Consider the following 23,366-nt stretch of genomic DNA (forward strand, 5'->3'; position numbering starts at 1 on the left):
CCGTCAGCCCGGCCTCGTGACGGGCGAGGCGGCGGCCGATGGTGGCGTGACGGACCACTTCCGACGTGGTGTAACGCGTGAACGCGCGGCCTGTGTCGAGATCTTCCGCGTCGACCACCAGGGTGTCCCAGTCCGGCTCCGCCAGAGCGATCCGTGCTCCTGGCCGCGTGGAGTTGTGCCAGCACGCCGGCCGGCTCGGTGACATGCATGAGGAACCGGTTGATCTTGGCCCGGCCCACCGTGCCGGGCCCGACGGGGAGGGCATGGGCGTCTGCTTCGCGGATCTGGACTGCGGGCAGGTCGCTGTCGCGTCTGCGGACCTGGGCGAGCAGGGCCGGGTCGCGGTCGACGCCGATCACTGTGCCGCTCGCGCCCACGCGTTCCGCCAGTGTCGGAAGGTCTGTGCCCGGGCCGCAGCCCACGTCGAGTGCGGTCTGGCCTGGCTGGACGTCCAGGAGCTCGATTAACTACTGCTTGTAGCCGCGGCCGGCTGCGCTGGCCGCGGTTTGCAGCATGTAGGCAGCCGGGCCAGGCCGGGGTGCGCCTAGCGTCGATTTACAGCAGGCCGACGCGTCCGTAGCGGTGGATGGTCTCGCCGAGTTGCTTGTCGTCGCAGTCGGTCCGCCCGTCGGGGAACGACGGCCGGAGCGCACCTCCGTGACAGGGCCGGCGCACCGACGCTGCCTACGGAGCCGCGGGCGGCGTCGATCCCGTCCGGTCGGTGTAGAAGCGGCTGGCCGCGTCGCTGAACGGGCGCAACCGGATTCCCATGAGCTCGGGGAAACGCCGGGCGAGGGCCTGGGCGTCGTGCACGCCGAGGCCGGCCTGCTCCTGGAGGAAGCCGAGCGTGGCGCGCACGCCGCGTCGCGGCATCGAGGCGATGCGTGTCGCGATCGTGAAGGTCTCCTCGTCGAGGGCGGCGTCGTCGACGACATGGTTCACGAGACCGATGCGCTGCGCCTCCGGTGCCGGTACGTCAGAGCTCAGCAGCAGGAGTTCCTTGGCTTTGTCGACGCCGACGAGGCGGCTCAGCCGAGGGGCGAGTCCCCACGCGCCGATGCCGAGTCCGGAGCGGACGAGGTGGTAGTCGGAGAACACCGCCGACTGGCCCGCCACCCGCAGGTCGCAGGCGAGGGCGAGTTCGAGGGCGCCGGTGGTGCAGACACCGCCGATCACGGCGATCGACGGTTTGAGCAGAGCGTCGATCCGGTCGCACACGTCCGCCCCGTCGACGGTCGCGTCGACGGGCGGCGAAAGAGCCTCCTTCATGTCGGCGCCGGCACTGAACCACGGCCGGCCGTCACGACGGGGCGCACCGCGCAGCAGCCACACGTGCACGGAGTCGTCCGCGGCGATGTCCTCCACGGCATCGAGGATCTCGGCGAGCATTCGCTTGTTGATCGCGTTCGCGTGGTCAGGGCGGGACAGGGTCACGCGACGCACATGTTCGGCCGGAGTGTCCACGGCTATCTCGGAGTAGCTCATACCGTTCAGATTAGCCATAACTAAGTAAACCAAGTGAAGCACTTCCTCTGACGAAGTGGGGCCTGCACACCGCCAGCGCATGTATCTTAGTCAACTAAGTATAGGGATGGCGTGTCGTGCACACGCGAGATCAAGTGGGCACCAAAAGGTGGCGTCATGGGACTTCGCACCCAGCTTCAGGCACTGCTCGCTGCTGCCCCCTCGTCCGATCCCGCTGCGGGCCTGGGTGACGAGTGGTGGACCTGGGGACAGATCCGCGGCATCGCCGAGAGCGTCGACGACCTGTGCGATCGCCTGGGTCTCACCGAGGGAGCGCGGGTCGGGCTTCTCCTGCAGAACCGGCCGGAATTCGTCGGGCTCCTCATCGGAGTCCTCATGTCCGGCCGTTGCGTCACCACGTTCAACCCGCTCCAGCCTCCGGCGCGGCTGTCCGCCGACATTGTGAAGAACGCACCGCCGGTCGTGATCGGCCTGCGGAACGTGGTCGGTGTTCCGGAGGTCCGGGCCGCCATCGAGGCGCACGGAGTGGCCGTGGTGGCCGAGCCGGACGGCCGGCTGGACTCGGGGCCCGCGGTGCCGGGCACCGAGGAGGGCTACGCCCCGGGCACCGCGGTGGAGATGCTCACGTCGGGCACCACCGGGCCGCCGAAGCGGGTGCGACTCGGCTATGCCCAGTTCGACTCGGCCTTCGCGGCACAGGGTTCGGGCGGGGTCCCGCGTTTCACGAAGTCCGTGGGGATCGTCAGCGCCCCGATGGTGCACAGCGGCGGCCTGTGGCATGTGATCAGCACCGTCCTTTCCGGGCGACGCCTTGTGCTGTTGGAACGGTTCCGCGTCGCCGACTGGGTGGCGGCCGTCGAGCGGTACCGGCCGAAGTTCGTGAGCCTCGTGCCGGCCGCTCTGCAACTGGTCGTCGACGCCGACGTGCCGAAGGAGTCGCTCAGCAGCCTCAAGGCGATCACGTCGGGGACCGCGGCGTGCCCGCCGGAGCTGATCGACACCTTCGTGGACAAGTACGGCATTCGTGTGCTTGCGACGTACGGTGCCACCGAGTTCGCGGGCGCCATCGCCGCCTGGACGTACGCCGACCATGAGAAGTGGTACGACGCCAAGCGCGGCAGCGTGGGCCGGCCTTTCAAAGGGGTACGGGTCCGTGCGACCGCTGCGGAGACAGGAGAGCCGCGTCCCCCCGGGGAGGTGGGCCGGCTCCAGGTGCGGTCGGCGCAGACCGGCGGCCGGTGGACGACGACGAGCGATCTCGGCCGTATCGACGAGGACGGCTTCCTCTTCATCACCGGCCGGGCGGACGCCGCCATCCTCCGCGGCGGCTTCAAGGTGCACCCCGACAAGGTGGAACAGGTACTCCAGTCCCATCCCGCGGTCCGTGCCGCGGCGGTGGCGGGCATCGCGGACCAGCGGCTCGGGCAGGTACCTGTGGCCGTGGTCGAGCTGGCCGACGGCGCCGCCGTCACGCCTGCGGAACTCCTCCAGGCATGCCGGGTCGAACTCACGCCGTACGAGATCCCGGTGGCGGTCGAGATCGTCGACCGGCTTCCCCGCACACCGTCGATGAAGATCAGCCGAGCCGAGGTCGCCGCGATGTTCGAGGAGGGTCCCGATCGCGGGGTCTCGTAGTTGCTCCGTGAAGTGAAGTGAAGTGAAGTGAAGTGAAGTGACGTGACGTGCTCGTGTGCCGTGGTGGTCCGGTGCGATCACTCGCCTCCCGGAACCACGGTGGACAAGGCCCCGGAGCCGGCGTGGACGGGTCGAGTACCGAACCGTGCGGCCTGCCCGCGTCACCAGTCGACGCGTACCGCGCTCCCGATGTACTCGAGATGCCGGCGCTCGCCGCCGAGTGTGGTCTCCAGCACCAGGGAACGCTGGGCGAAGAGATGGGCGTCGACCTCCTGGGAGAAGCCCATCGCTCCGTGGTTCTGGATGTTGTCGGCGCTGTTGTGACGCGACGCGTCGGTGGAGACGATGCGAGCCGAGGCGAGATGGTGGGTGCCGTTCGGGTCCCCGGAGTTCCACGCGAGGGCGGCGAACACGGTCTGAAAATAGGCACTCTCCGCCCGCACGGCCATATCGGCGCAACGGTGCTTCACCGCCTGGAACGTCCCGATCGGTCGGCCGAACTGCTCACGCAGCTTCGCGTACTCGACCGACTGGCCGAGGGTCGCCTCGGCGATTCCCGTCGAGAGGGCCGCTGTCAGGGCGCAGCCCCTCCACCAGGTCCGGTCCGAGGCCGAGGAGCGCAGTGCGGTCTCGGAATCGATCACTCCGACGCCGATCTCGGTGGTCGGGTCCATTGAGGGCAGGGATGTCACCTCGACGCCCGCCGCGTCGATGATCGCCGCACCGTCCGGGGTCACCGCCAGGACGAGATCGGCGCCGGTCAGGTCCGTCACGCGGAACGTGCCCGACACGACGCCGCCCGCCGTCGCGGCCGGGTCGTCGTACGCCTCGGCGAGCGCCACCCGGGCGGCACCACCGGCGATGCGCTCGGTGAGGGCGTTGTCACCGGCCTCCTCGGCCAGGTGGGCTGCCAGCACGGTGCCCAGAAGGGGACCGGGCGTCAGGGCGCGCCCGAGCTCACGGAAGGCCAGGACCTCCTCCGCGAGACCGAGTCCGATGCCACCGTTGTCCGGGTCGATACCCAGTCCGAACACGCCCATACCGGTCAGCCGCGCCCACAGGGCGGCGAGGTCGCCGGGAGCGGCGTACTCGCGTACGAAGTCGAGGGGTGCCTGTTCGCGCAGCAGCTCAGCGAGCGAGGTGACGATGTCCGCCTGGTCGGCGGAGGGGAGGAGATCCACGAGAAGTCCTTTCAGCACACCGCCTCTCAGCGGTCCTTCGGGAGGCCGAGCACCCGCTCGCCGATGATGTTGCGCTGGATGTCCTTGGTGCCCGCGGCGATCACCGTGCGGAAGCTGTTGAGGTAGCCGCGGCTCCACCTGGCACGGCTGCCGACCTTTTCCGCCCTGCCGGGTCCCACGACCTGGGCGGCGAGGTGGAACGTGCGCTGGGTGAGCAGTCCGAACTGGAGGCGGACGATGGAGGCCTCCGCTCCCGGCTTGCCCTCGCGTGCGACGCGCGAGACGGTCGCGTAGTTGAGCGCGCGCAGTGAGGCGACTTCCGCGCGCAGGCGGCACAGCTCGACCCGCAGATGGTCGTCCGACCAGGCGGTGCCGCTGCCGTCCCACGACCGGGTCTCCCGAGCGGTCTCGACGAGTTCCTCCACGGTGCGGCCGAGTTCGACGATGTCCGCCATGAAGGCCGTGCCGCGCTCGAAGGAGAGCGTCGACATCGCGACCGACCAGCCGTCGTTGATCTCGCCGACCACGTGGGACAGCGGGATCCGCACGTCGTCGTAGAAGACCTCGCTGTAGTCCTCGACACCGTTGAGGTTGCGGATGGGGCGGATGTCCATCCCGGGGGTGCGCATGTCGTTGATGACCCAGGTGATGCCCTTGTGCTTCGGGGCGGCGGGGTCGGTGCGCACCAGCAGTTCCTGGACGTCGGCTGCCTGGGCGTAACTCGTCCAGATCTTCTGCCCGTTCACGACCAGATGGTCGCCGTCGATGGTCGCGCGGGTGCGCAGGCTCGCGAGGTCGCTGCCGCTGCCCGGCTCGCTGAAGCCCTGGCACCAGACGATGTCACCGCGGAGGATTCGGGGCAGGTACTGCGCCTTCTGTTCCTCGGTGCCGCGGGTGATGAGCGTCGGCCCGGCGTGGGCGAGGCCGACGAAGCAGACGCCGACGGTCGGAGCACCGGAGCGCGCGTACTCCTCGTACCAGATGAGCTGCTGCATCAGGGAGAGATCGCGGCCACCGTACTCGGACGGCCAGTTGATGCCGGCCCAGCCGCCGTCGAACTGGCGGCGCTGCCATGCCGTGTCGAACGGCCGGGCGTCGACGGGATCTTCGGGCCGCGGCTCGCGCGGGCGGTTCTTCTCGAGCCAGGTCCGGGCCTGGTCGCGGAAACTCTCGTCCTCCGGGGTGAAGTGCAGATCCACGACCACCGCTCCCTGTCCTAGCCGCCCCTTACAACTATGAAGCAATGATAGTTAACTTAGATGATGATGTCGTCGGAACGGGGCAGGCGAATGACTTTGCACACACCGAACACGCTGACGGAATTGATCGCCCGCGCCGGGGGAGCGGACGCCCGCACCGAGCTCGAGTTCGTGTCGCCGGACTCCGCACGAACGGTGAAGGTGGGCGAGATCCACGCCCGTGCACGCCGCGTCGCCCAGGGGCTGCGGGAGTCGGGCGTCGAGCCCGGCTCGCGTGTCTCGGTGCAGCTGAGCAACCGGCTGGAGTCGGTGATCGCGCAGTTCGCCGTGCTGATGGCCGACGCCGTGCTGGTGCCGATCGTCCCCGTCTTCGGCGCTCGTGACGTGACCCAGGTCCTCCAGGACGCACGTCCGAGGGTGCACCTCACCCAGCGCGGGTGGAACAAGTTCGACTACCTCTCGGTCGTCGAGGCGGTTCCCGAGGAGCTCCGCCCGCCCTGCGTCGTGATGCTCGACATGCTCGACGACACACCGGAGGGCTATGTCACCTGGGCGTCGCTCGAGCAGGCCGAGCCGCTGGCCGACGAGCCGCTGCACGACGAGAGCGCCTGCTGTCTCGTCATCTACACGTCCGGTTCGACGGGCGTGCCCAAGGGGGTACGGCATTCGCGGCGCAGCCTCCTGGCCGAGGCGTACGACTACGACTACCGCGCCTACGGCGACAGCGCCGTCGACGTCTATCTCCAGGGCTCGGCCGCCGGCCACATCGGCGGATACCTGTTCCCGCTCCGGGCGGTGCTGTATCGCCTGCGCACCCTGGTGATGGACGGCTGGAACGCCGAGCTGGCCTGCCGGCTCGTGGAGTCGGAGAAGGTCACCGCGATGGCCGCCACACCGTTCCACGCGGTCGGCATGATCGAACTCGCGGAGGCCGGACGGTACGACCTCAGCTCGATCCGGATGATGATGTGCGGCGGCGCCCCGGTCGCGCCCGGCCTGGTGCGGCGGGCCGACGCCTGCGGTGTCGGTCTGGTGCGCGCGTACGGTATGAGCGAGCATCCCACGGTCGCCATCGGCCGCTGGCGGGACCCGCTCGGAGTGCGGGCCGAGCACGACGGCTACCTCACCGGCGGCAACCGGGTGCGCCTGGTCGACGAGGACGGCGCGGAAGTGCTCCCCGGTACGCCCGGCGAGATCCAGTTGCGGGGTCCGGAGCAGTTCATCGGATACACCAACGTGCCCGACGACCAGGTCTTCACCGGCGACGGCTGGTTCCCGACCGGGGACATCGGGGTGAGCGATCACCGCGGCCTCCTCACCGTCGTCGACCGCAAGAAGAACATCATCATCCGGGGCGGCGAGAACCTCTCGGCGACCGAGATCGAAGGTGTGGTCGCGACGCATCCCGGGGTCGCCGAGGTGGCGGTCGTCGGGATCCCGGACGAGCGGTACGGGGAACGTGTCTGTGCCTTCGTCGTGCTCAGGGAGGGCGCGACGCTCGACCTCGAGAAGCTCGCGGCGCACTTCCTCGAGTCCGGGGTCGCGAAGCAGAAGATCCCCGAGCGCCTGGAGTTCGTGGAGACGCTGCCGCGCACCGGCACCGGCAAGATCCGCAAACACGAGCTGGTCCGCACGCTTACCGAGGCGTGAGGCGTCGTCGCGGTCGTCACCGTGCCGGCGCGTCTGTCGCCGGAAAGGCTCGACGGAAGCGGACCCCGACGGAGTCAATCCTCGCTCACTCAGGTAACTTAGTGAGATGTAAGGTGGCGCAGACGCCATCAGGACAGAACCGGCGAAGGGGCTGGGATATGGAGCTGACCTGGTCAGCGGAGCAGGAAGAGTTCCGCACCACGCTGCGCGGGTTCCTCGACGCGAAGGCTCCCGTCGAGACCCTGCGGCCACGCCTGGATGTGGAGGACCCCGTCACTGCATTCGACCGTGAGGTGTGGCAGCAGTTGGCCAGCCAGCTCGGCGCCCACGCACTCGCGATCCCCGAGGAGTGGGGCGGGGCCGGTGCTTCTCTCGCCGAGCAACTGCTGGTCCTGGAGGAACTCGGCCGCGTCCTGTACGACGGTCCGTTCCTGGCCACGGTGATCGCCACCGCGGCGCTCAACGCCGTCGGATCCGACGCGGCGGGAGCCCTGCTGCGGGGTGTGGCCGACGGTACGACGGTGGTGACCCTCGCGGAGGCCGAGGGCGACGCGTTCTTCCGGCCCCCCGCGGACACCCAGGCGCGCATCGACGGCGGCACGGCACGAGTGACGGGGGTGAAGAGATACGTGCTCGACGCCGGCGTCGCCGATGTCCTCCTCGTCACGGCGGTCACGGCGAACGAGCCGGTGCTGGTCGCGGTGGAGACGTCCGCCCCGGGTGTCGAGGTGACCCCGGTCCGTACCCTCGACCGAACCCGGCGGCTGGCCATCGTCTCCCTGAACGACGCCGAAGGCACCGTGCTCGCCACCGGGGCGGCCGCCGCCGCGACATTGGCCCACGCCCACGATGTCGCGATCGCCGCGCTCGCCGCCGAGCAGGTCGGCGGCGCCGCCAGGTGTCTGGATCTCACCGTGGCGTACTCGCACCTACGCGAACAGTTCGGCCGTCCGATCGGCAGCTTCCAGGCCCTCAAGCACCGCTGCGCCGACGTACTCCTCTCGGTCGAGCAGTCCCGCTCCGCCGTGCTCTACGCGGCCTGGGCGGCGCAGGAGGATCCGGCGGAACTGGAGGTCGCGGCCTGTGTGGCCGGTGCCCGGGCATCGGAGACGTATTTGCAGGCAGCACAGGAGAACCTGCAGATGCACGGCGGCATTGGCTTCACCTGGGAGCACGACGCCCACCTCTATCTGCGTCGCGCCAAGTCGTCGCACCAGCTCTTCGGAAGTCCGGGCGAGCACCGCCGCAGGCTCGCTGACCTGGTAAAGCTCTGAGGGAGAGTCGGAATGAAGCTGAACTGGACGCCCCAGGAGGAGGCCTTCCGCGCCGAACTGCGGAAGTTTCTGGACACTGTGGACCTGGGGAAGCCCCCCAAGGACAAGCCCGGCCGTATCGCCTGGGCCCGCCGCTGGAACGCCACGCTGTTCGACAACGGCTACGCCGGGCCCGGCTGGCCCGAGGAGTACGGCGGGATGGCGCTAGACCTCCGTCGCCAGGTGATCTACCACGAGGAACTCACCCGGGCCCGCGTCCCCTCGCATCCGGGCACCGGCGTCGGTCTGTGCGGCCCGACGATCATCAAGTACGGCACCCCCGAGCAGCGCGAGCGTTTCCTCCGGCCGATGCTCCGCAGCGACGTCGTGTGGTGTCAGGCCTTCTCCGAGCCCGGTGCCGGCAGCGACCTGCAGTCGCTGACGACGACCGCCCGCCGCGACGGAGACGACTACGTCGTGAACGGCCAGAAAGTCTGGAACAGTACGGCGGATGCCGCCGACATGGCGTTCGCACTGGTGCGCACCGGTGCTCGTGACAGCCGCCAGAAGGGGATCAGTTACCTGCTCATCGACATGACGTCGCCGGGCGTCACGGTGCGGCCGTTGAAGGACATCACCGGGGGATCGACCTTCTGCGAGATCTTCTTCGACGACGTTCGCGTGCCGGTGGCCAACCGCATCGGTGAGGAGAACGAGGGCTGGAAGATCACCCGCACCACGCTCGGACACGAGCGGTCGGCCGGCGTGCTGACGCAGGCCGCGTTCTACCGCACCATCGTCGACGAGATCTACGACCTCCTCCGCGAGCGGGGTGTGACCGAGGACTCGGTGGCTCGCGACAGGCTTGCCGAACTGGAGGTGCAGACCCGCCTCCTGCAGGTCAACGCGATGCGCATCCTGTCCCACATCCAGGAGTACGGCGAACCCGGCCCGATCGCTTCGGTGAGCCGTCTGATCAACTCGGGCTTCGAGCAGCGCCTGCACGAGATCGTCCTGGAACTGCTCGGGCCGGCCGGTCTGCTCGACGGGCCCGACGGTGTCCAGGGGCGCCGCTGGACCTACGGATACCTGCGTACGCGAGCTTCGACGATCGGAGCCGGCACGATGGAGATCCAACGCAACGCGGTGGCCGAGCAGGTTCTCGGCATGCCCTTCGACCCGGCGATGCCGCCGCGCTGAGGACACCGCGCCAGGCCGTGCGGTCGGCTCCTGGCCTTCCGGAGTCGACGGGCGGGAGCAACGCCAGGAGTGGGTGGTCCTGGATGATGTCCCGCAGTTCGGCGTTCCGGCCGGTACTGCCGGGCTTGGGTCTCGCCTTGCATGTATCCGCCCGGTGCTGGGTGGCGTGGGGGCGACAGGACCAGGAGCCGCCGGGGTGACAGTTGGGTTGGGGCGGATCTCGTGGCTGATGGTCGAGGGGCTGGGGCCGAGCTTGGCCGCGATGGTGCGGTTGGATGCCTTCTCCCGCGGCCGGTCCGTAATGTGGATGCGGTCCAATTCGCCCAGATACAGTGACGGACCCGTCTGCTCTGGTTCTGCGTCCGGCCCGGAAGACACCTGCCGGGGTTCCCATGGAACCTGGGTGTCGGCCATGGGCGCGTACGCCTTCCCGGAAGCCTGCCGGCCGTAGAGGCATCGAGTGCCATTGCGGCGGTGACGCCGACGATCCGGCAGGCTTCCGTGTTGCTGACCCCAACCACAAGCCGAAGGTATTCCTCCCGCTCACTGGGGTGTTGCGACGACCACTAGACCGGATGTCTTGCCCGGGCCCCGCTCGGGGCTATGGCATCGTGCGGGCTCTCGCGGCCAGTGCTCTCTGCAGTACCTTCTCCCGGTACGGGTTGGCCGGACTGAGGGCCTGCGCCACCTCCACGGCCTCGTGGAGCAGGGCCAGCCTGCGCTCAGGCATTTCCTGCAGCAGCGGTGAGCCGCTCTCCTCCACCAGGACGTACGCCAGCTTCGATCCGTACACCTCCGGCTCGACCTGCGTCAGCAGACGGTAGATCCACAGCCCCTCGGTGCCTCGTACCACCCGGCGGTTGGCACCAAGCAGCCTGACCCTCGCCAGCACAACCATGTCCTGATCCATCGATCCCCTTCGTCCCCGTCCCTCCCCGGCCGGCACATGTCACACGGCGAGACAGCACGGCGAACGCGCCGGCAGCCGGTGACGGATGCCGGCCCGTTGGCCGGAGAGTGGATGACGACGAGTCTGCGGTCACGACACCACCCTCAACAAGGCCGTACGGGCGTGCGCTTCGTCCTACCGAAAGCTGCGTCGACCAGGCATGATGGACCTGACACTCACTCAAACCCTGCGCGCTTCAGCGTCGCTCCCCGAGGGTTGTGCGTGTGGGCGACTGTTGTTGGTTTCGGTCTGTTGCCTGTCCCATGTCTGAGGCGCGTCCCGGCGTGTGGTCGAAGGCACGGTGGAAGACGTCGATGAACGCGCTCGGCGAGGACTAACCGCACAAGTGCGCCGCCACCGTCACCGGAGCGTACTCGGCGAGCAGCACAGGGGCGCGGGAGAGTCGCAGCTGATTGCGCTACTGCGGAACGTCATACCGAGATCGGCCTTGAACAGGCGTGACAGGGTGCGGTCACTGGCGCCGACCTGCCTGCCCAGGGCCGCCAGGGAGCGGTTGTCGGCCCTGCCTCTTGTGTCTCATCGCGCCGATCGTCTGACCAGTCATGAGGAGGCAGGAGATCAGAGCGAAGGGCCAGATCCAGAGGGAGGCGTCGGCGTTGTAGACGGGGGTGAGGGCCGACAGGATCGACAAAACGGTCCAGACTGCGAGTCGTGCGGAGAGAAGTAGCCAGGGATTGGTAGAGCGTGCGAAGAGGATGAGCCCGCGTATCGAGTCCGGGGGGATGGTCATACATGTCTCCGCGTATGGTCATGTCACGGCGGCGGGGCCACCATCTTGTGGACCGCCGGTTCAGATATAGCGGTTGCGGTAGCCGTACCGGTAACCGGGGGCGCAGTAGGTCCGCCGGTAAGTGGTCACCGGTCCCCTCGTATGCCAGTAGTCCAGACCGGTCGCGACCAGGCTGACCTCTCAGCTCAGCGTCCGGGCGACGCCCCGCTGGACTGGCCGATCGTGGACGCCACGCACCTGGCCTCAAGGCCGATCTGCTGCTGGTGGACGGCGGCCCACCAAGGACATCCGATGCACTCTGTCCATCCGCGGCGCCTGGCAGCGTGGCAAGCGCGCCGTAGGACCGCTCGTCGGCCCTACCGGCTGGTCGGGGAGTCGACCGGCAGGCTTCCCCCAACATCGAGGTATGCACGACCTGTGCGCACACTATGAACAGAATCAAGCGCCACATGGTGCACCGACGCACGCGTTCCTAACATCACAGCGCTCGGCGCGAACTGCGCCCCTGGAGTTCAGGAGCATCGCTGTGAATCGCTCAGGCCGGATCACTCTTCCCCCTCGTCGCCTCCGGACCCGCGCACGACGCCTCGTAACGCTGACTGCTGGTGTCACAGGCCTCGTTGCTGGGTCGCTCAGTGGCATCAGCCCGGCCCAGGCGGCCGCAGAGACGCCCCCAGCACTCGTCTCCTGCCCTGCGAACCTGGCGGAGAAGGCCACCTGCTACACCGGCCAGGACACCAACGGCGCCTTCTACGCGATTGCTGTTCCCAAGCAGTGGAACGGCTCGCTCGTCGTGCACGCTCACGGCGGCCCCGACCTGGGCGACGCATCCGACCCCGAGCGGAGCGTCGGCGACCTGGAACGCTGGTCGGTGATGGTGGACCAGGGATACGCCTGGGCGGGCTCGTCCTACCGCCGTGGGGGATACGGGACCCGTACGGCCGCCGACGACACGGAGAATGTTCGCCGGCTCTTCGTGAAGGAGTTCGGCGATCCCGAACGGACCTTCGTGCACGGCCAGTCCTGGGGCGGGAACGTTGCCGGCAAGGTCGTGGAGGTGTACGGCAAACACGGTGCCTATGACGGTGCTCTGCTCACGAACGGGGTCCTGGGTGGCGGCTCACGCGGATACGACTACCGCGTCGACCTCCGCGTGGTCTATCAGTACTACTGTCAGAACCTGCCCCGCCCCACCGAACCCCAGTACCCGCTGTGGCAGGGACTGCGGCCCTCCTCGACCCTGACCACGGCAGGACTGCGAGCCCGCCTGCGGGAGTGCACGGGATACACGTCGGCACCCCAGGACCGCACCGCTCTGCAGCAACGCAACCTCGACGACATCCTCGCGGTCACACGTATCCCGGAGCGGACCCTCGAATCACACCTGCGCTTCTCCGTGTTCACGTTCCGCGACATCGTGCACAACCGGCTCGGCGACCGAAACCCCTTCAGCAACGCAGGGGTCAGGTACTCCGGTTCACACGACGACAAGGCCCTGAACAAAGGTGTCGAACGCTTCTCCGCCGACCCGGAGGCGCGGCGCGACCTGTCCTACGACAGCGACCTCACCGGCCGGGTCTCGATCCCCGTCCTCACCCTGCACGCCATCGACGACCCCACAGCCTTCATCGAGCACGAGGCCGCGTACCGGGCCACTCTGGAAGGCGCCCACCGGGCGAAACACCTCGTTCAGACCTTCACGACGGAACACGAGCACAGTGAACTGAGCAACGCCGAGTACGCCAACTCCATTGCCGCCCTAGCCACTTGGGTACGTACAGGAAAGAAGCCCACGCCGCGGTCCGTCGCAGCCACCTGCGCCGTCCACGACCGCACCTACGGCACGGGCTGCTTCTACGACCCCGACTTCCGCCCTCTCCCGTACGCCTCCCGCGTCGAGCCCCGGCCGGGAGGGCGGTCGTGGCCGGCCATGACGGCTCAGCAGGAGAAGGCGTGGAGCCGGATGGGCGGGGTCGGCATCGCACCGTAAGGTGCTGGCCGAGCGGGCCGAGCCACATGTCTGGCCGCCAACGTGGGGGGCGTCAACGCCCTACTTCTCCCGTGGCTGCGTCAGGTTGCACGAGACCCCGGCCGTTGCCGTGGCGGCGGCCGGAGTCTTGCCGTGCACTTCGTTGACCAGATGGTCCGACGGCTGATGTGCGACGTGGACCTGCCTGGGGCTTGTTTCGAGGCCGGATGTACCGGCAGGGACAGCATCCTGGTGCACCTGCGGGAGGAGTCGGCATACAGGCAGCGGGTAGCGGTGCTGGCTCTGGACAGCCGCGGTGCGGAAGGTATGACGCAGCTTGCCCTTGAGTACGCCTATCGACTGGCCGGCGAGTACGAGTTCACGGCGGCGGCGGTGTCGCCGCTGGTCGTCCTTCTCCCGGATGTTGCACCTGATGCCGTGTTTCGTGGGTAGGCGCGGAATTCACGGGAGCTGTAGGTCTTGTCACCGATGACCTGGCCGGCCGAGGTCGCAGCGATCAGATGAAGTGGCTCAACGACAGCGTGGTGCGCAGTCAAAGGGAAGGGAGGCCACCCCATCGTCGACCGTATGGTGACGCCCGCTCATGGGGCCCAGCGGGTCCCGACGCCGTGGACGGCCTCGGACAAGGCCGGACGTGGTGCTGGCTGACAAGGCGTGCTCCTCATGTGCGATCCGTGAGCACCTACGCAAGCGCGGCATCCGAGCGGTGATCCCAGCCCCGGCCGACCGGCAGCGTCACCGGCTGCGTCGCGGCAGGCTGCCGGCGTTCGACCGGGAGACCTACGAACAACGCAACACCGTGGAGCGGTGCATCAACCGCCTCAAGCAGTGGCGAGGCATCACCACCTGCTACGAGAAGACCGCGACGATCTACCTGGCCGGGCTCTATATCGCTGGCATCTTCCTCTGGTCAGGGTCACGATCTCAGCTTGCAGCCGGTCCGAGGGGTGAGCCATGCACGACAATTACCCCGAGCTTCCCGGGGTTCGAGAATGTCAGCCTGGAGGACAGCTACGTACGTGCCTGCTTCCGACCGGCCACGGTCGTCTTCTCGTCCGTACGTGACCTGCACTGAACGGGCCAGAGTGTCATCACGCCTGCAACCGACGCGGGCGACAGTGCCGACTTCGGATCAGTTGACTCCCTTGCCAGGCTCGATGCCGGCTACAAGATGGTGGGCGACTGGGGTGAGATCAACCTGCAGTCAGACGCGCCCAGCCAGCCCGGACCGCCAGGCTGCCTGGTGCAGCCGGGACCGGGCGGCTATCCCTTCGCCTGGAGCCAGGTGTCGAGGGTAAGAACGACGATGTCCTCGGGCGGGCTGTCGGACAAGCAGCGGGCCAGGCGCAAGGCTCCCTGGCCGGGTGCGTCCAAGGAGCCCAGTGCACGCGCACGAAGGCGGGCTTTGCAGGCGTGGTACAGGCTCCCTGGGGCTCCGCGGCCCCTCCTTCGGCCCATTCGGTCCGCCATCGATCAACGAGTTCCTGCGAACTTGATCCGCGCCACCTATGAACGACAGGGCATCTTCGTTGATCGCCTCCACGAGATCTCTACAGGAAAGCGGAGAGACGGTCAGACCAGCTGCGGGCAGCAGCTTCGTCCTTTCGCCGTCAGTTGTGTGCTCCTTTCGGGCTCGCTGGAGTGCGGGGCACGGGCGGGCCTCACAGCATGAGGTCTGGCGACCACTCCGTTTGCTGATGCGTACGACCGGTGCTTCTGGGTTGCCTCCGGTACCTCTTCGGAAGGACGACATGCCCATACGCAACCGCTCGGCAGCTGCTGCCGCCGCCATGTTTCTGGCCGGCTTGACGATGCTGTACGCGGCTCCGGCCCACAGCATGCCCGGCGTGGCCGCCCTCGGTCACAAGCCTTCAGCGGGCCAGGACGGCGCTCTGCTTGCCAACCGCTTTCGGCTCGGTCCGTCTTCGGCACGGATGCCCGACACCTGGATGCCTGAAGGCACGCAGAGTGGCACGCACACCGTCGCCTCCGGAAACACGCTGTGGGACATCGCTCAGCGCACTCTTGGCAGCGGAATGCAGTGGGACAGCGTCTATGCCCTCAATGAGCACACCATCGAGGATGCAGCCCGTCGGCACGGGTACGCCTCCAGCGACCGAGGTCACCGGATCTTCCCGGGAACCGAGCTTGCGCTGCCTTGGTCCGATCACGCGGTGACGCAGCCGTCGTCCCGGTTCGAGCCCGCTCCGTGTCCCACTACGTACGGACCACTGAAGGACACCCGCTGCGGCTTCCTCGTCGTACCGGAAAACCGGGCCCACCCGTCCACGCGGACCCTTCGTCTGGCCGTTGCGCTCGTGTCCGCGCAATCGCCGAAACCACGCCAGGATCCGATCGTGTTCCTCACCGGCGGCCCCGGCGCGGACGCCCTGGGGAACATATCCGAACTCACCGAGGCCGGCCTGAACCGTGACCGCGACATGGTCGTCCTGGCCCAGCGCGGGACGTACTCCTCCCAGCGGCCGTTGACGTGCCCTGAGATCGACCAGTTCTACGCGGACCGCGTGCACCTCCGCTACGACGCACCCTCCACCGGAGACCGGTACGCTCAGGCGGCTGCACGATGCCACGAGCGCCTGACAGCCCAGGGAATCGACCCGGCCGCCTACAACACCAGTGAGAACGCCGCCGACCTGGCGGATCTGCGCCAGGTCTTGGGCATCCGAGAGTGGAACGTGCTGTCGCATTCCTACGGGACGCAGCTGGCGCTGACCTATATGCGCATGTTCCCTGAGGGGATCCGCTCGGTGACCGTCGACGGCGTCGTGCCGCCGTCGGAGGCGACACCCGGCTGGACGTGGAGCAGCATGAGGGAGGCGTTCGACAACATCGTCGGCGCCTGCGCGGCCCAGCCCTCGTGCCAGCAGCACTACCCGGACATCGGTGCCACTTTCCTGCGCATGGTGCGTCAGCTCGAGGCCCATCCGGTCACCACCTACGCGACAGTGCCGCAGGTCGGCAAGGTGAAGGTGGTCCTGGACGGAGGGGCGCTCCTCAACTGGCTGGTGCGTGCCAGCCACGCCCCCGACGACTTCCCGCTGGCCGTGGACGAACTGGCCCACGGCCACCCGGAGCGCATCGCCGAGCAGTGGGCGTCGGCCTGGATTCCCGGCTCACAGGGGATGTTCGCTCACGGGTTCTCGCTGAGCGTGTGGTGCAGCGAATGGGTGCCGTTCGAGACCCCCGGCGAGCAGCTCGCCAAGGGGCAGCAAGCTTTTCCCGAGCTTCCCCGTTCGGTCCTGGCCCAGGCGCCCCAGCTGCCGTTCCTGCGGCAGGCATGCCAGGAGTGGCCCGTCCCGAAGGCGTCCGACTCGATTCGTGCGGTCACTCGAAGCAACATCCCCACACTTGCCATCTCCGGAAGTTTCGACGCACAGACCGGGGCCCAGTGGGGGCGCTTCGTGGCTCGCACGCTTCCCCGCTCAACGGTGGTGACCCTGGCCGGAGTCGCCCACGGGACCTTCGACAATCCGTGCGGGGCAAAGGTGATCACGTCCTTCTTCGACAACCCTGACCACCCCGACACGGGGTGTGTGAGTTCCGTGAAGCCGCCGACGTTCGTCGTCGGCAGTGAAGGAGCCGGTTCGTGAACGAGGACGTGCTGTCGGCCGAGTCCGACGCTGTGCGCGGTGCTTCGTCCGAACACGGCGGTGCCATGCGATGGTCTCGACGCGGCTTTCTCGGAGCCACGGCAGCGGTGGGCTGTTCGACGATCTCGCCGGGGCAGGCGGCCGCGGCGCCGCCATCCACCGTCCAAGGCGGCGGCACCGGCACCACCGACACCTCGCCGTTGCGGGCCCTCGACGCCAAAATCCAGGCCGGCATGCACACGTATGCGATTCCCGGAGCGGCGGTGGGCGTGCTCTGGGAGGGCCAGGAGTACGTCAAGGGCTACGGGGTCACCAACGTCGACCATCCGGTTCCCGTCGACGGTGACACCGTCTTCCGTGTCGGTTCGACCACCAAAACCTTTACCGGAACGACCATCATGCGGCTGGTCGAGCGGGGCAGCGTCGACCTGGACTCCCCGGTGCGCCGCTACCTCGCCGATTTCGCGGTGGCCGACCCGTACGCCTCGGCCCAGGTCACTGTACGGCAGCTGCTCAACCACAGTGCCGGGTGGCTCGGTGACGACTACCAGGACTTCGGTCCCGGCGACGACGCTCTGGCCCGCTTCGTGGCATCGATGGCACGACTTCCCCAACTCGCCCCTCCCGGTGAGGTGTTCGCCTACAACAACGCGGCGCTGTGCGTGGCCGGGCGGATCATCGAGGCGGTGACGGGCACGACTTACGAGGCTGCGGTTCGCACACTGGTCATCGATCCGCTCGGACTCGGCCACAGCCGCTTCTCCAGCGATGAGATCGTCGGCTTCAATGTCGCGGCGTCACACGACGTCGTCGACGGCAAGGCCGTGCTGGAGCCGTCCTTCTGGCCTCAGCCACGAAGCCTCGCGCCGACCGGAGGCCTGATCTCCAGCGTGCGCGACCAGCTGAACTGGGCCCGCTTCCACCTGGGAGACGGTAGGGCCCCTGACGGCACGCGACTGCTGAGCGAGCAATCCCTGGAACAGATGCGCTCGAGGCCCGGCCCCGGCGGCACCCTGGTCGTGGAACTCGACGGCATGGGAATCACCTGGATGCTGCGCCCTACCGCCCAAGGGCCGCGGATCGTGCAGCACGGCGGGACCTGGCCGGGGCAGATCTCGGGCTTTGTGGTGGTTCCGAGCCGCGGCTTCGCACTTACCCTGCTGACCAACTCCCAAGGAGGGACGGCGCTCCGGGACGAACTGTTCACCGACGACTGGGCCTTGAACCTGTTCGCCGGCGTGACCAACCTCCCCGCTACGGCCAGGTCGTTCAGCGGCGCGCAACTGGCACCGTACGAGGGCTCCTACATTGCCCAGCGGATCAACGAGGAGGGCGCGATGGAGGACACCGTCATCACGCTGACCCGGCACAACGGGCGGCTGCACGGCACCCAGACGGTCCAGGGCCCGAGCAGCCAGGCCGCCGCCGAGGAAATGGACACCGGACAGGGCGAGAGCAGCGATGTCGGGGTCGCCTTCTACCGCACCGACTTCGCGCTGGACCTCGATCCCGACGGCCAGCCGGTCGGCACCCGCTCCAACTTCGTGCGGGGACCCGACGGAAAGGTCCTCTGGTGGCGCAACCACGGACGGCTGCACCGCCACCAGACAGGCTGAACCGGACGCCCGTGGGCCGGGGGCCGTACTTATGCTCGGGCAGCACCCGGAGGAATGACTTGAAGTACCTGGTCAGGTTCTGGGGTGGGGGAGTGCCCAACTGGCTGCTGGGTGGTCTCCACCGTCCAGTACTGAACAGGACGGGGACACCGGCGCGGCGTGGCTTGTACTCCACGAACTGCCGGAGCTGGGCGAAGGGCCTCGGTCACAATGCGCCTCGAGATGATGAGGTTGGCCCTCGCGTGCCGTTCGGTGCCCAGTGCCGCGCAGCCGACGGCCGCCGCCGTGTCGTGCGGAGCTGGCCACGCGGCCCTCTGCGGCCGCCGGTTGCGGAAGGCGGCGACGGTGAGCGGCCTGGGCTCGGCTACCAGCTGTGCGCCACGTCCAATACCAGTCGTCCGGGCAGTACCAGCACCCGGAACGGCAGCGTGGCCCGGACACCGAGTCCGATGTGGGTTGCCGAGTCGTAGTAGCCGCCGAACTTCGCGTCCCGCAAGGTCTGGTAGCCACTGAGGTCCAGCCCCGGCAGCGGAGCGGCGAGCCCGACCGGATACTGCGACTGGTTGACCGGCGCGGTGAACCTGATCTCGATGACTGCCCCGCCCGCGACGGGGATCCCGGTCCCGGACGGAATGTGGGCGAAGCCGGGCACGTACCGCGCCCAGTAACCGGCTGGATCAGCAGTCGTCATGCCCGGAATGTCGAAAACCATCCGGTCGTAGCAGGCGTGACGGCCGGTGCGGACATCCGTCAGAGCCCCGGCCATCGCGAGCGATCCGGGTCCTGCCTTCGCCATGCTTCCCCACGCCGTCTCACATGCGGCGGTCTGCGGCGTGGCAGCGACAGCCGGCACGGCGCCCGTCCCTGTCAGTATCAGTACCACCGTCGCCAGCACCGTTGCCAAGCGTCTCATCGGTGAGCAGCCCCTTTCCGTTCCTGTGTGTCGCGCATCGATGCCCTGTCAGACAAAGAGGACAGGGGGATGGTTGGAGCTGGCGACCGCCATTTTTCGGACATTCTGATCGCTGCCTCCGCCGGGCAAATTGCCTAACTCGGAGCCAGAACGCCGGAGGTCACCGCGGTATCGGTCAGACATGCGGGACATGGGCGCGTCCTGGTCCGGGCATGGTCCGGCTCCTGGCCTCGGTAGGGCGACTGCGACTCCCGTGACCGACGCCATGCCCCTAGCAGGTCGTACGCGTCGGCGAGAGTGGCCACGGCCAAGAGTGAGGGACGAGAGCGTCACGGCAGCGGGTCGCCTTGCGGAAGGGCGGAGCCGTGGTGGGCCCGGATGACCGCGATGACCGTGTCGGCGGTGCGGTCGAGGTGGCTGCGGCCGTCAGGCAGCAGAGCCGTTGGGCTGATGTAGCTCCGCGGGCCGAAGTGGGTAGCCGGGTCGAGCCGCTGCACGGTGACCTTCCCCGCGCGGACGGCCCGGTTCCATCCGCTATGGCGGGACAGCCTCCAGCGCTGAGGGAAGATCCAGGTCGCAATCTGCTCGATCCGGTCGTTCGCGCTGGTGAGCTGATGCAGATGCTCGGCATGGGTGAGGTCGTTGGCTCCGTTGTGGAACCCGCCGAGCGTGATCAGCAGGAGCGGGCAGCGCAGTTGGGTGTACAGCTCCTCGACCGCGCCCGTGGCGACCTGCGCGCCGCCGCTGTAGCTGAGCAGCACCACGGTCGTGCCGCTGTCGGGCCGGTAGCCGGCGAGCCGGAGCTGAGTGGCGATCTGGGAACCGACGGCCTGGTTGTACAGGGGGCGGTAGCGGTGGTCGGCGGCGACGAAGGTCTGCATGACGTTGTGAAGGAACAGCAGCAGCCCGATGTGGCGGCGCAGCCATGCCCACACCAGCCTGTCGGCAAGCGGGTCGGCCAGTGGTGAATAGGGCTGCACCTGTCCCAGCACCCGCAGCTCTGGCGCTCCTGCGATCAGGGCCTCGACCAGCTGGCCACCGTCCCGGCTGTCACGGACGTGGCGCTTGCCGATGCCGTCGAGGTAGACCAGGTAGGCGCCCGGGGGGCTGTCAGGGGTCGCACCCCGGGCGTACGGAACGCCTTCCGGGAGCTCGGTGGCAGGCACACGCCAACCGGCGCCGTACGCCAGAACCTCGTAGCGGGCCAGCAACGCCTCGGCCAGCAGAGCGGGCCCGACCAGGCAGGCCCAGAGCAGGAAACCGTTCATGCGATCGACTCCTGTGCCTCGGTCGCACCGATCCTCACCACAAGGCGCCGAACGGTCTCCACGGCGAGACCCAGCCCGGTCCCGGCGACGGCGACGCAACCGGCCGCGCTCCACCAGCCCAGCCCGCTCGCCGCGGCGAGCGGGCCGACCAGACCCGCCCCCACCCCCACGAAGAGCAAGAAGTGGAGCAGTGGTCCGAGCAACGGGAAGGCGAGAACCGCGGCCAGCACCAGCGGGGCGACCATGCTCGGCGTCCACACCAAGCCGGTGCCCGGGGACGGTGATGACAGCACCGACTCGGCCACGGACCAAGCGGTCAACGGCCACAGCGCGAAGACCACACCTTCGACGAGACCGGCGGGCAGCAGCAGCGCCGCCACGAGAGTCCGCGGCATACCGGAGCGGCGCGCCGCAAGAGGCAGGACACGCCCGGCGGCCTCCGACAGCCCGGCGAACAACAGCAGGACGACGACTGCGGGGGACATCACTCGGCCTCGCCGTGCCGTACCGACGGAGCAGGCTCACCGGGCCCGGGTGAGCCAGTCGTGTGCAGATACCGCTCGAGTTCGTCGGCCGCGCGTCGGTATCCTCCCGCCTCGCGCTGGGCGATCCGCAGGCTGCCGGCGGCCGTCCGGAACCGAGGGTCATGGAGCAGCTGCCGGGCGAGGGTGTGCGCCTCGCCCTTTGCGACTTCCTGGGTGCGCATCGACAAACCGGCGCCGAGTTCTACGATCCGCCGGGCCACCATCGGCTGATCGGCACCCTGCGGGACCACCAGCAGCGGAACCCCGGCGTACAGGGCCTCGTTGACGCTGTTCATCCCGCCGTGGGTGACGAACAGCGCTGCGTGGGCCAGCACCTCCGGCTGCGGCACGAAACGACGGACGAGCACGTTGGCCGGCAACGGTCCCAGCGCTTCGGGATCGGTCTGCCCGGTGGCGACGACCACGGTGCCGCCCAGTGGGGCGAGCGTGGTGGCCAGGCCGCGCAGCAGCCGAGGGGCGGCATTGAACACCGTGCCCAGCGAGGCGAACAGCACCGGGTCCCGCAGCCGGTCGGCCGGGAACGACGGGTCGACCGGTCGGGCGCCGATGCTCGGGCCGACGAACCGGTAGGACTGGTCGAAGCCGTCGACGGCGGGCTGGAACGCCCGTGATGTGTAGACGAGGTTGAGCGGTTGGCGGATGTCCGCCACGTCGAGCAGGGGCAACCCGCGCGCGTCGAAGCGGCGGTGCAGCGCCCAGCGGGACCGCAGGTAGCCCCGGACACTGCGGGGCTGCGCCGCGGCCATGGTCAGCAGGTTCCAGGAGCCGCGGGTGGGGCTCGGGACATGTCGGCCGAGGGCGAACGTGGTGAAGGAGGAGGCTGCCGGTACTCCGAGTTCACGGGCGGCCACCGCGCCCCACAGACAGGCACTGTCGTGGACGATGAGGTCGGGTCGGACGCGGCGCAGGTCGGTCAGCGCAGGGGGCAGCAACTGGACGGCGGCACTCGCGAGTGACTCCATCCATGAGACCGGAGTGGGTGGATCGGGGACCGGCTGATCACCCCCGGGGTACAGGTACACCGTCGCGCCGGTCGCCTCGATCTCCTCCCGGAACGCGGGCGAGGTGTGGTACGTGACGGTGTGGCCGCGTCGGACGAGTTCGGCCACGACCGGCAGCGTCGGATTGACATGCCCGTGCATGCCGATGCCGAGGAACGCGATGGTGCTCACAGGCCGACCTCCGCTGTGTTCGGTGGAGAAGAGAGGGATGCCTCGCGCGGGCCTTCCCGGGGCGCCGAGAGTTCTTCGACCCGGTACAGCCCCGGCCCGCTGACGCGCAGCACGTTGAGGAAGCGCTCCGCGGTGGTGCACGCGGTGCTGATCAGCCGCTGGGACTGTCCGAAGTCCCACGGCGCGGGCCAGGTCTCGATGCCGGTCGGCAGCACCACGGTCGGGATGTGCCGGGACACCTCGTGCAGGTCACGCTCGATCTGGTGGTGCACCATCAGCAGCCCGGCCCTGGCGGCGATCGCGCCGGCGCGTCGACGTGGAACAACGGGGTGCAACGGCGCACTCTCCGGCCCGGTCGCCACGACCACCACACTGGCCGCACCGGCCTGTTGGGCCGCGAGCACCGGGACGTAGGCGACCAGCCCACCGTCGACGAGTGTCCGGCCGGCACGATCAACCGGTGGCAGCATCCCGGGAATGGCCGCGCTGGCCAGCAGCGCGGACTCGAGATCTCCCCGGTCGAGCAGTACCCCGGCGCCGGTGGCCAGGTCGGTGGCCACGGCGGTGAACGGGACGGCCAGTTCCTCGATCCGCGAGGGCAGTACGGCCCGGGCGATCAGTCGACGCAGCCCACGATCGGTGAAGACACTGGTCCGTGAGGAGGGGTAGCCGAGCGGATACACGTCTCGGCGGCGCAGTTGGGTCCACACATGGTCCAGCCATGGTGCCGCCCGTCGGGGATGGGCGGCGGCGATGGCCCCGTTGAGGGCACCCACCGAGGTGCCGACGATCAGGTCAGGGACGAATCCGTGGCGCTCCAGCGCGTGGCCGACACCGATGTGCGCCGCTCCGAGCACGCCACCGGCGCCCACCACCACGGCCACGGGGCGCGGAAGGGTGCGCAGGCCCGTCGTTCCGGGGTGTCCCATCATGATCCGCCTTTCAGGT

General features: G+C 68.7%; 18 protein-coding genes and 3 pseudogenes. 9 read left to right on the forward strand and 12 right to left on the reverse strand.

Features of this window, described 5'->3' with window-relative positions:
• A partial coding sequence (locus tag ACFULQ_RS15810; RefSeq protein ID WP_383543590.1) for a methyltransferase domain-containing protein occupies positions 1 to 422 on the reverse strand: 422 nt, incomplete at its 3' end.
• A gap of 262 nt (positions 423 to 684) precedes the next feature.
• A complete protein-coding gene (locus ACFULQ_RS15815; protein ID WP_383543593.1) occupies positions 685 to 1,485 on the reverse strand; it encodes an enoyl-CoA hydratase/isomerase family protein in 801 nt (266 codons plus the stop codon).
• 156 nt (positions 1,486 to 1,641) lie between these two features.
• On the opposite strand from ACFULQ_RS15815, the gene ACFULQ_RS15820 reads away from it, so the two are divergent.
• A complete protein-coding gene (locus tag ACFULQ_RS15820; RefSeq protein ID WP_383543595.1) occupies positions 1,642 to 3,120 on the forward strand; it encodes a class I adenylate-forming enzyme family protein in 1,479 nt (492 codons plus the stop codon).
• Between the two features lie 161 nt (positions 3,121 to 3,281).
• Here the strand turns inward: ACFULQ_RS15820 and ACFULQ_RS15825 are convergent, their stop codons facing one another.
• Positions 3,282 to 4,301, reverse strand: coding sequence for an acyl-CoA dehydrogenase family protein (locus ACFULQ_RS15825; RefSeq protein WP_383543598.1), 1,020 nt, complete (start codon positions 4,299 to 4,301; stop codon positions 3,282 to 3,284).
• 26 nt (positions 4,302 to 4,327) lie between these two features.
• On the reverse strand, positions 4,328 to 5,500 hold the full coding sequence (locus ACFULQ_RS15830; protein ID WP_383543600.1) for an acyl-CoA dehydrogenase family protein: 1,173 nt from the start codon (positions 5,498 to 5,500) through the stop codon (positions 4,328 to 4,330).
• 90 nt (positions 5,501 to 5,590) lie between these two features.
• Between ACFULQ_RS15830 and ACFULQ_RS15835 the strand changes: the two genes are divergently transcribed.
• The 3 genes from ACFULQ_RS15835 (at position 5,591) to ACFULQ_RS15845 (ending at position 9,603) form a co-directional block, all read left to right on the forward strand.
• Positions 5,591 to 7,150: a class I adenylate-forming enzyme family protein gene (locus ACFULQ_RS15835; RefSeq protein ID WP_383543603.1), complete on the forward strand. Its 1,560-nt coding sequence runs from the start codon at positions 5,591 to 5,593 to the stop codon at positions 7,148 to 7,150.
• Between the two features lie 158 nt (positions 7,151 to 7,308).
• Complete coding sequence (locus tag ACFULQ_RS15840) at positions 7,309 to 8,424, forward strand: acyl-CoA dehydrogenase family protein (protein ID WP_383543605.1); 1,116 nt, start codon at positions 7,309 to 7,311, stop codon at positions 8,422 to 8,424.
• A gap of 12 nt (positions 8,425 to 8,436) precedes the next feature.
• Entirely contained in the window at positions 8,437 to 9,603 is a 1,167-nt protein-coding gene (locus tag ACFULQ_RS15845; protein ID WP_383543608.1) for an acyl-CoA dehydrogenase family protein, read from the forward strand.
• Between the two features lie 267 nt (positions 9,604 to 9,870).
• Here ACFULQ_RS15845 and ACFULQ_RS15850 read toward each other — a convergent pair.
• The 3 genes and pseudogenes from ACFULQ_RS15850 to ACFULQ_RS15860 form a co-directional block, all read right to left on the reverse strand.
• Positions 9,871 to 10,017, reverse strand: a pseudogene (locus tag ACFULQ_RS15850) (IS30 family transposase); the annotation flags it as partial.
• A 187-nt stretch (positions 10,018 to 10,204) separates the two neighbouring features.
• Positions 10,205 to 10,501 (reverse strand): hypothetical protein, encoded by a 297-nt coding sequence (locus ACFULQ_RS15855; RefSeq protein ID WP_383543610.1) that lies wholly within the window; start codon positions 10,499 to 10,501, stop codon positions 10,205 to 10,207.
• A 247-nt stretch (positions 10,502 to 10,748) separates the two neighbouring features.
• Positions 10,749 to 11,074, reverse strand: a pseudogene (locus tag ACFULQ_RS15860) (helix-turn-helix transcriptional regulator); the annotation flags it as partial.
• A gap of 824 nt (positions 11,075 to 11,898) precedes the next feature.
• On the opposite strand from ACFULQ_RS15860, the gene ACFULQ_RS15865 reads away from it, so the two are divergent.
• The 5 genes and pseudogenes from ACFULQ_RS15865 (at position 11,899) to ACFULQ_RS15885 (ending at position 18,520) form a co-directional block, all read left to right on the forward strand.
• Positions 11,899 to 13,293, forward strand: coding sequence for an alpha/beta hydrolase family protein (locus ACFULQ_RS15865; RefSeq protein ID WP_383543794.1), 1,395 nt, complete (start codon positions 11,899 to 11,901; stop codon positions 13,291 to 13,293).
• A gap of 132 nt (positions 13,294 to 13,425) precedes the next feature.
• Positions 13,426 to 13,725 carry a hypothetical protein gene (locus ACFULQ_RS15870; protein WP_383543613.1) on the forward strand — a complete coding sequence of 100 codons (300 nt, stop codon included), beginning with the start codon at positions 13,426 to 13,428 and terminating at the stop codon, positions 13,723 to 13,725.
• A gap of 178 nt (positions 13,726 to 13,903) precedes the next feature.
• Positions 13,904 to 14,203 (forward strand): annotated as a pseudogene (locus ACFULQ_RS15875) (transposase); the annotation flags it as partial.
• An 841-nt stretch (positions 14,204 to 15,044) separates the two neighbouring features.
• Positions 15,045 to 16,904 carry an alpha/beta fold hydrolase gene (locus tag ACFULQ_RS15880; protein WP_383543616.1) on the forward strand — a complete coding sequence of 620 codons (1,860 nt, stop codon included), beginning with the start codon at positions 15,045 to 15,047 and terminating at the stop codon, positions 16,902 to 16,904.
• Positions 16,901 to 18,520 carry a serine hydrolase domain-containing protein gene (locus ACFULQ_RS15885; RefSeq protein ID WP_383543619.1) on the forward strand — a complete coding sequence of 540 codons (1,620 nt, stop codon included), beginning with the start codon at positions 16,901 to 16,903 and terminating at the stop codon, positions 18,518 to 18,520. The genes ACFULQ_RS15880 and ACFULQ_RS15885 overlap by 4 nt, the downstream gene beginning before the upstream one ends.
• A gap of 364 nt (positions 18,521 to 18,884) precedes the next feature.
• On the opposite strand, the gene ACFULQ_RS15890 is transcribed toward ACFULQ_RS15885, so the two are convergent.
• The 5 genes from ACFULQ_RS15890 to ACFULQ_RS15910 form a co-directional block, all read right to left on the reverse strand.
• Positions 18,885 to 19,211: a hypothetical protein gene (locus ACFULQ_RS15890; RefSeq protein WP_383543622.1), complete on the reverse strand. Its 327-nt coding sequence runs from the start codon at positions 19,209 to 19,211 to the stop codon at positions 18,885 to 18,887.
• 551 nt (positions 19,212 to 19,762) lie between these two features.
• Complete coding sequence (locus ACFULQ_RS15895) at positions 19,763 to 20,701, reverse strand: hypothetical protein (protein ID WP_383543625.1); 939 nt, start codon at positions 20,699 to 20,701, stop codon at positions 19,763 to 19,765.
• Positions 20,698 to 21,186: a hypothetical protein gene (locus tag ACFULQ_RS15900; RefSeq protein WP_383543627.1), complete on the reverse strand. Its 489-nt coding sequence runs from the start codon at positions 21,184 to 21,186 to the stop codon at positions 20,698 to 20,700. Before ACFULQ_RS15900 ends, ACFULQ_RS15895 begins: the two co-directional genes overlap by 4 nt.
• Complete coding sequence (locus ACFULQ_RS15905; RefSeq protein ID WP_383543630.1) at positions 21,186 to 22,418, reverse strand: macrolide family glycosyltransferase; 1,233 nt, start codon at positions 22,416 to 22,418, stop codon at positions 21,186 to 21,188. Before ACFULQ_RS15905 ends, ACFULQ_RS15900 begins: the two co-directional genes overlap by 1 nt.
• The gene (locus tag ACFULQ_RS15910) at positions 22,415 to 23,350 is read right to left on the reverse strand and encodes a patatin-like phospholipase family protein (RefSeq protein WP_383543634.1); all 936 of its coding nucleotides are present in this window, start codon (positions 23,348 to 23,350) and stop codon (positions 22,415 to 22,417) included. The genes ACFULQ_RS15905 and ACFULQ_RS15910 overlap by 4 nt, the downstream gene beginning before the upstream one ends.
• Positions 23,351 to 23,366 lie beyond the last annotated feature (16 nt).

The sequence above is a fragment of the Streptomyces sp. NPDC057253 genome, assembly GCF_042669125.1.
Classification (GTDB): Bacteria; Actinomycetota; Actinomycetes; order Streptomycetales; family Streptomycetaceae; genus Streptomyces.

What these genes read in the sequence shown, in the direction of transcription:
- ACFULQ_RS15855 (WP_383543610.1), bottom strand. Translation starts at nt 10,501, where the DNA reads ATGGTTGTGCTGGCGAGGGTCAGGCTGCTTGGTGCCAACCGCCGGGTG.
- ACFULQ_RS15820 (WP_383543595.1), top strand. Translation starts at nt 1,642, where the DNA reads ATGGGACTTCGCACCCAGCTTCAGGCACTGCTCGCTGCTGCCCCCTCG.
- ACFULQ_RS15890 (WP_383543622.1), bottom strand. Translation starts at nt 19,211, where the DNA reads ATGACGACTGCTGATCCAGCCGGTTACTGGGCGCGGTACGTGCCCGGC.
- ACFULQ_RS15895 (WP_383543625.1), bottom strand. Translation starts at nt 20,701, where the DNA reads ATGAACGGTTTCCTGCTCTGGGCCTGCCTGGTCGGGCCCGCTCTGCTG.
- ACFULQ_RS15835 (WP_383543603.1), top strand. Translation starts at nt 5,591, where the DNA reads ATGACTTTGCACACACCGAACACGCTGACGGAATTGATCGCCCGCGCC.
- ACFULQ_RS15815 (WP_383543593.1), bottom strand. Translation starts at nt 1,485, where the DNA reads ATGAGCTACTCCGAGATAGCCGTGGACACTCCGGCCGAACATGTGCGT.
- ACFULQ_RS15840 (WP_383543605.1), top strand. Translation starts at nt 7,309, where the DNA reads ATGGAGCTGACCTGGTCAGCGGAGCAGGAAGAGTTCCGCACCACGCTG.
- ACFULQ_RS15900 (WP_383543627.1), bottom strand. Translation starts at nt 21,186, where the DNA reads ATGTCCCCCGCAGTCGTCGTCCTGCTGTTGTTCGCCGGGCTGTCGGAG.
- ACFULQ_RS15880 (WP_383543616.1), top strand. Translation starts at nt 15,045, where the DNA reads ATGCCCATACGCAACCGCTCGGCAGCTGCTGCCGCCGCCATGTTTCTG.
- ACFULQ_RS15910 (WP_383543634.1), bottom strand. Translation starts at nt 23,350, where the DNA reads ATGATGGGACACCCCGGAACGACGGGCCTGCGCACCCTTCCGCGCCCC.
- ACFULQ_RS15845 (WP_383543608.1), top strand. Translation starts at nt 8,437, where the DNA reads ATGAAGCTGAACTGGACGCCCCAGGAGGAGGCCTTCCGCGCCGAACTG.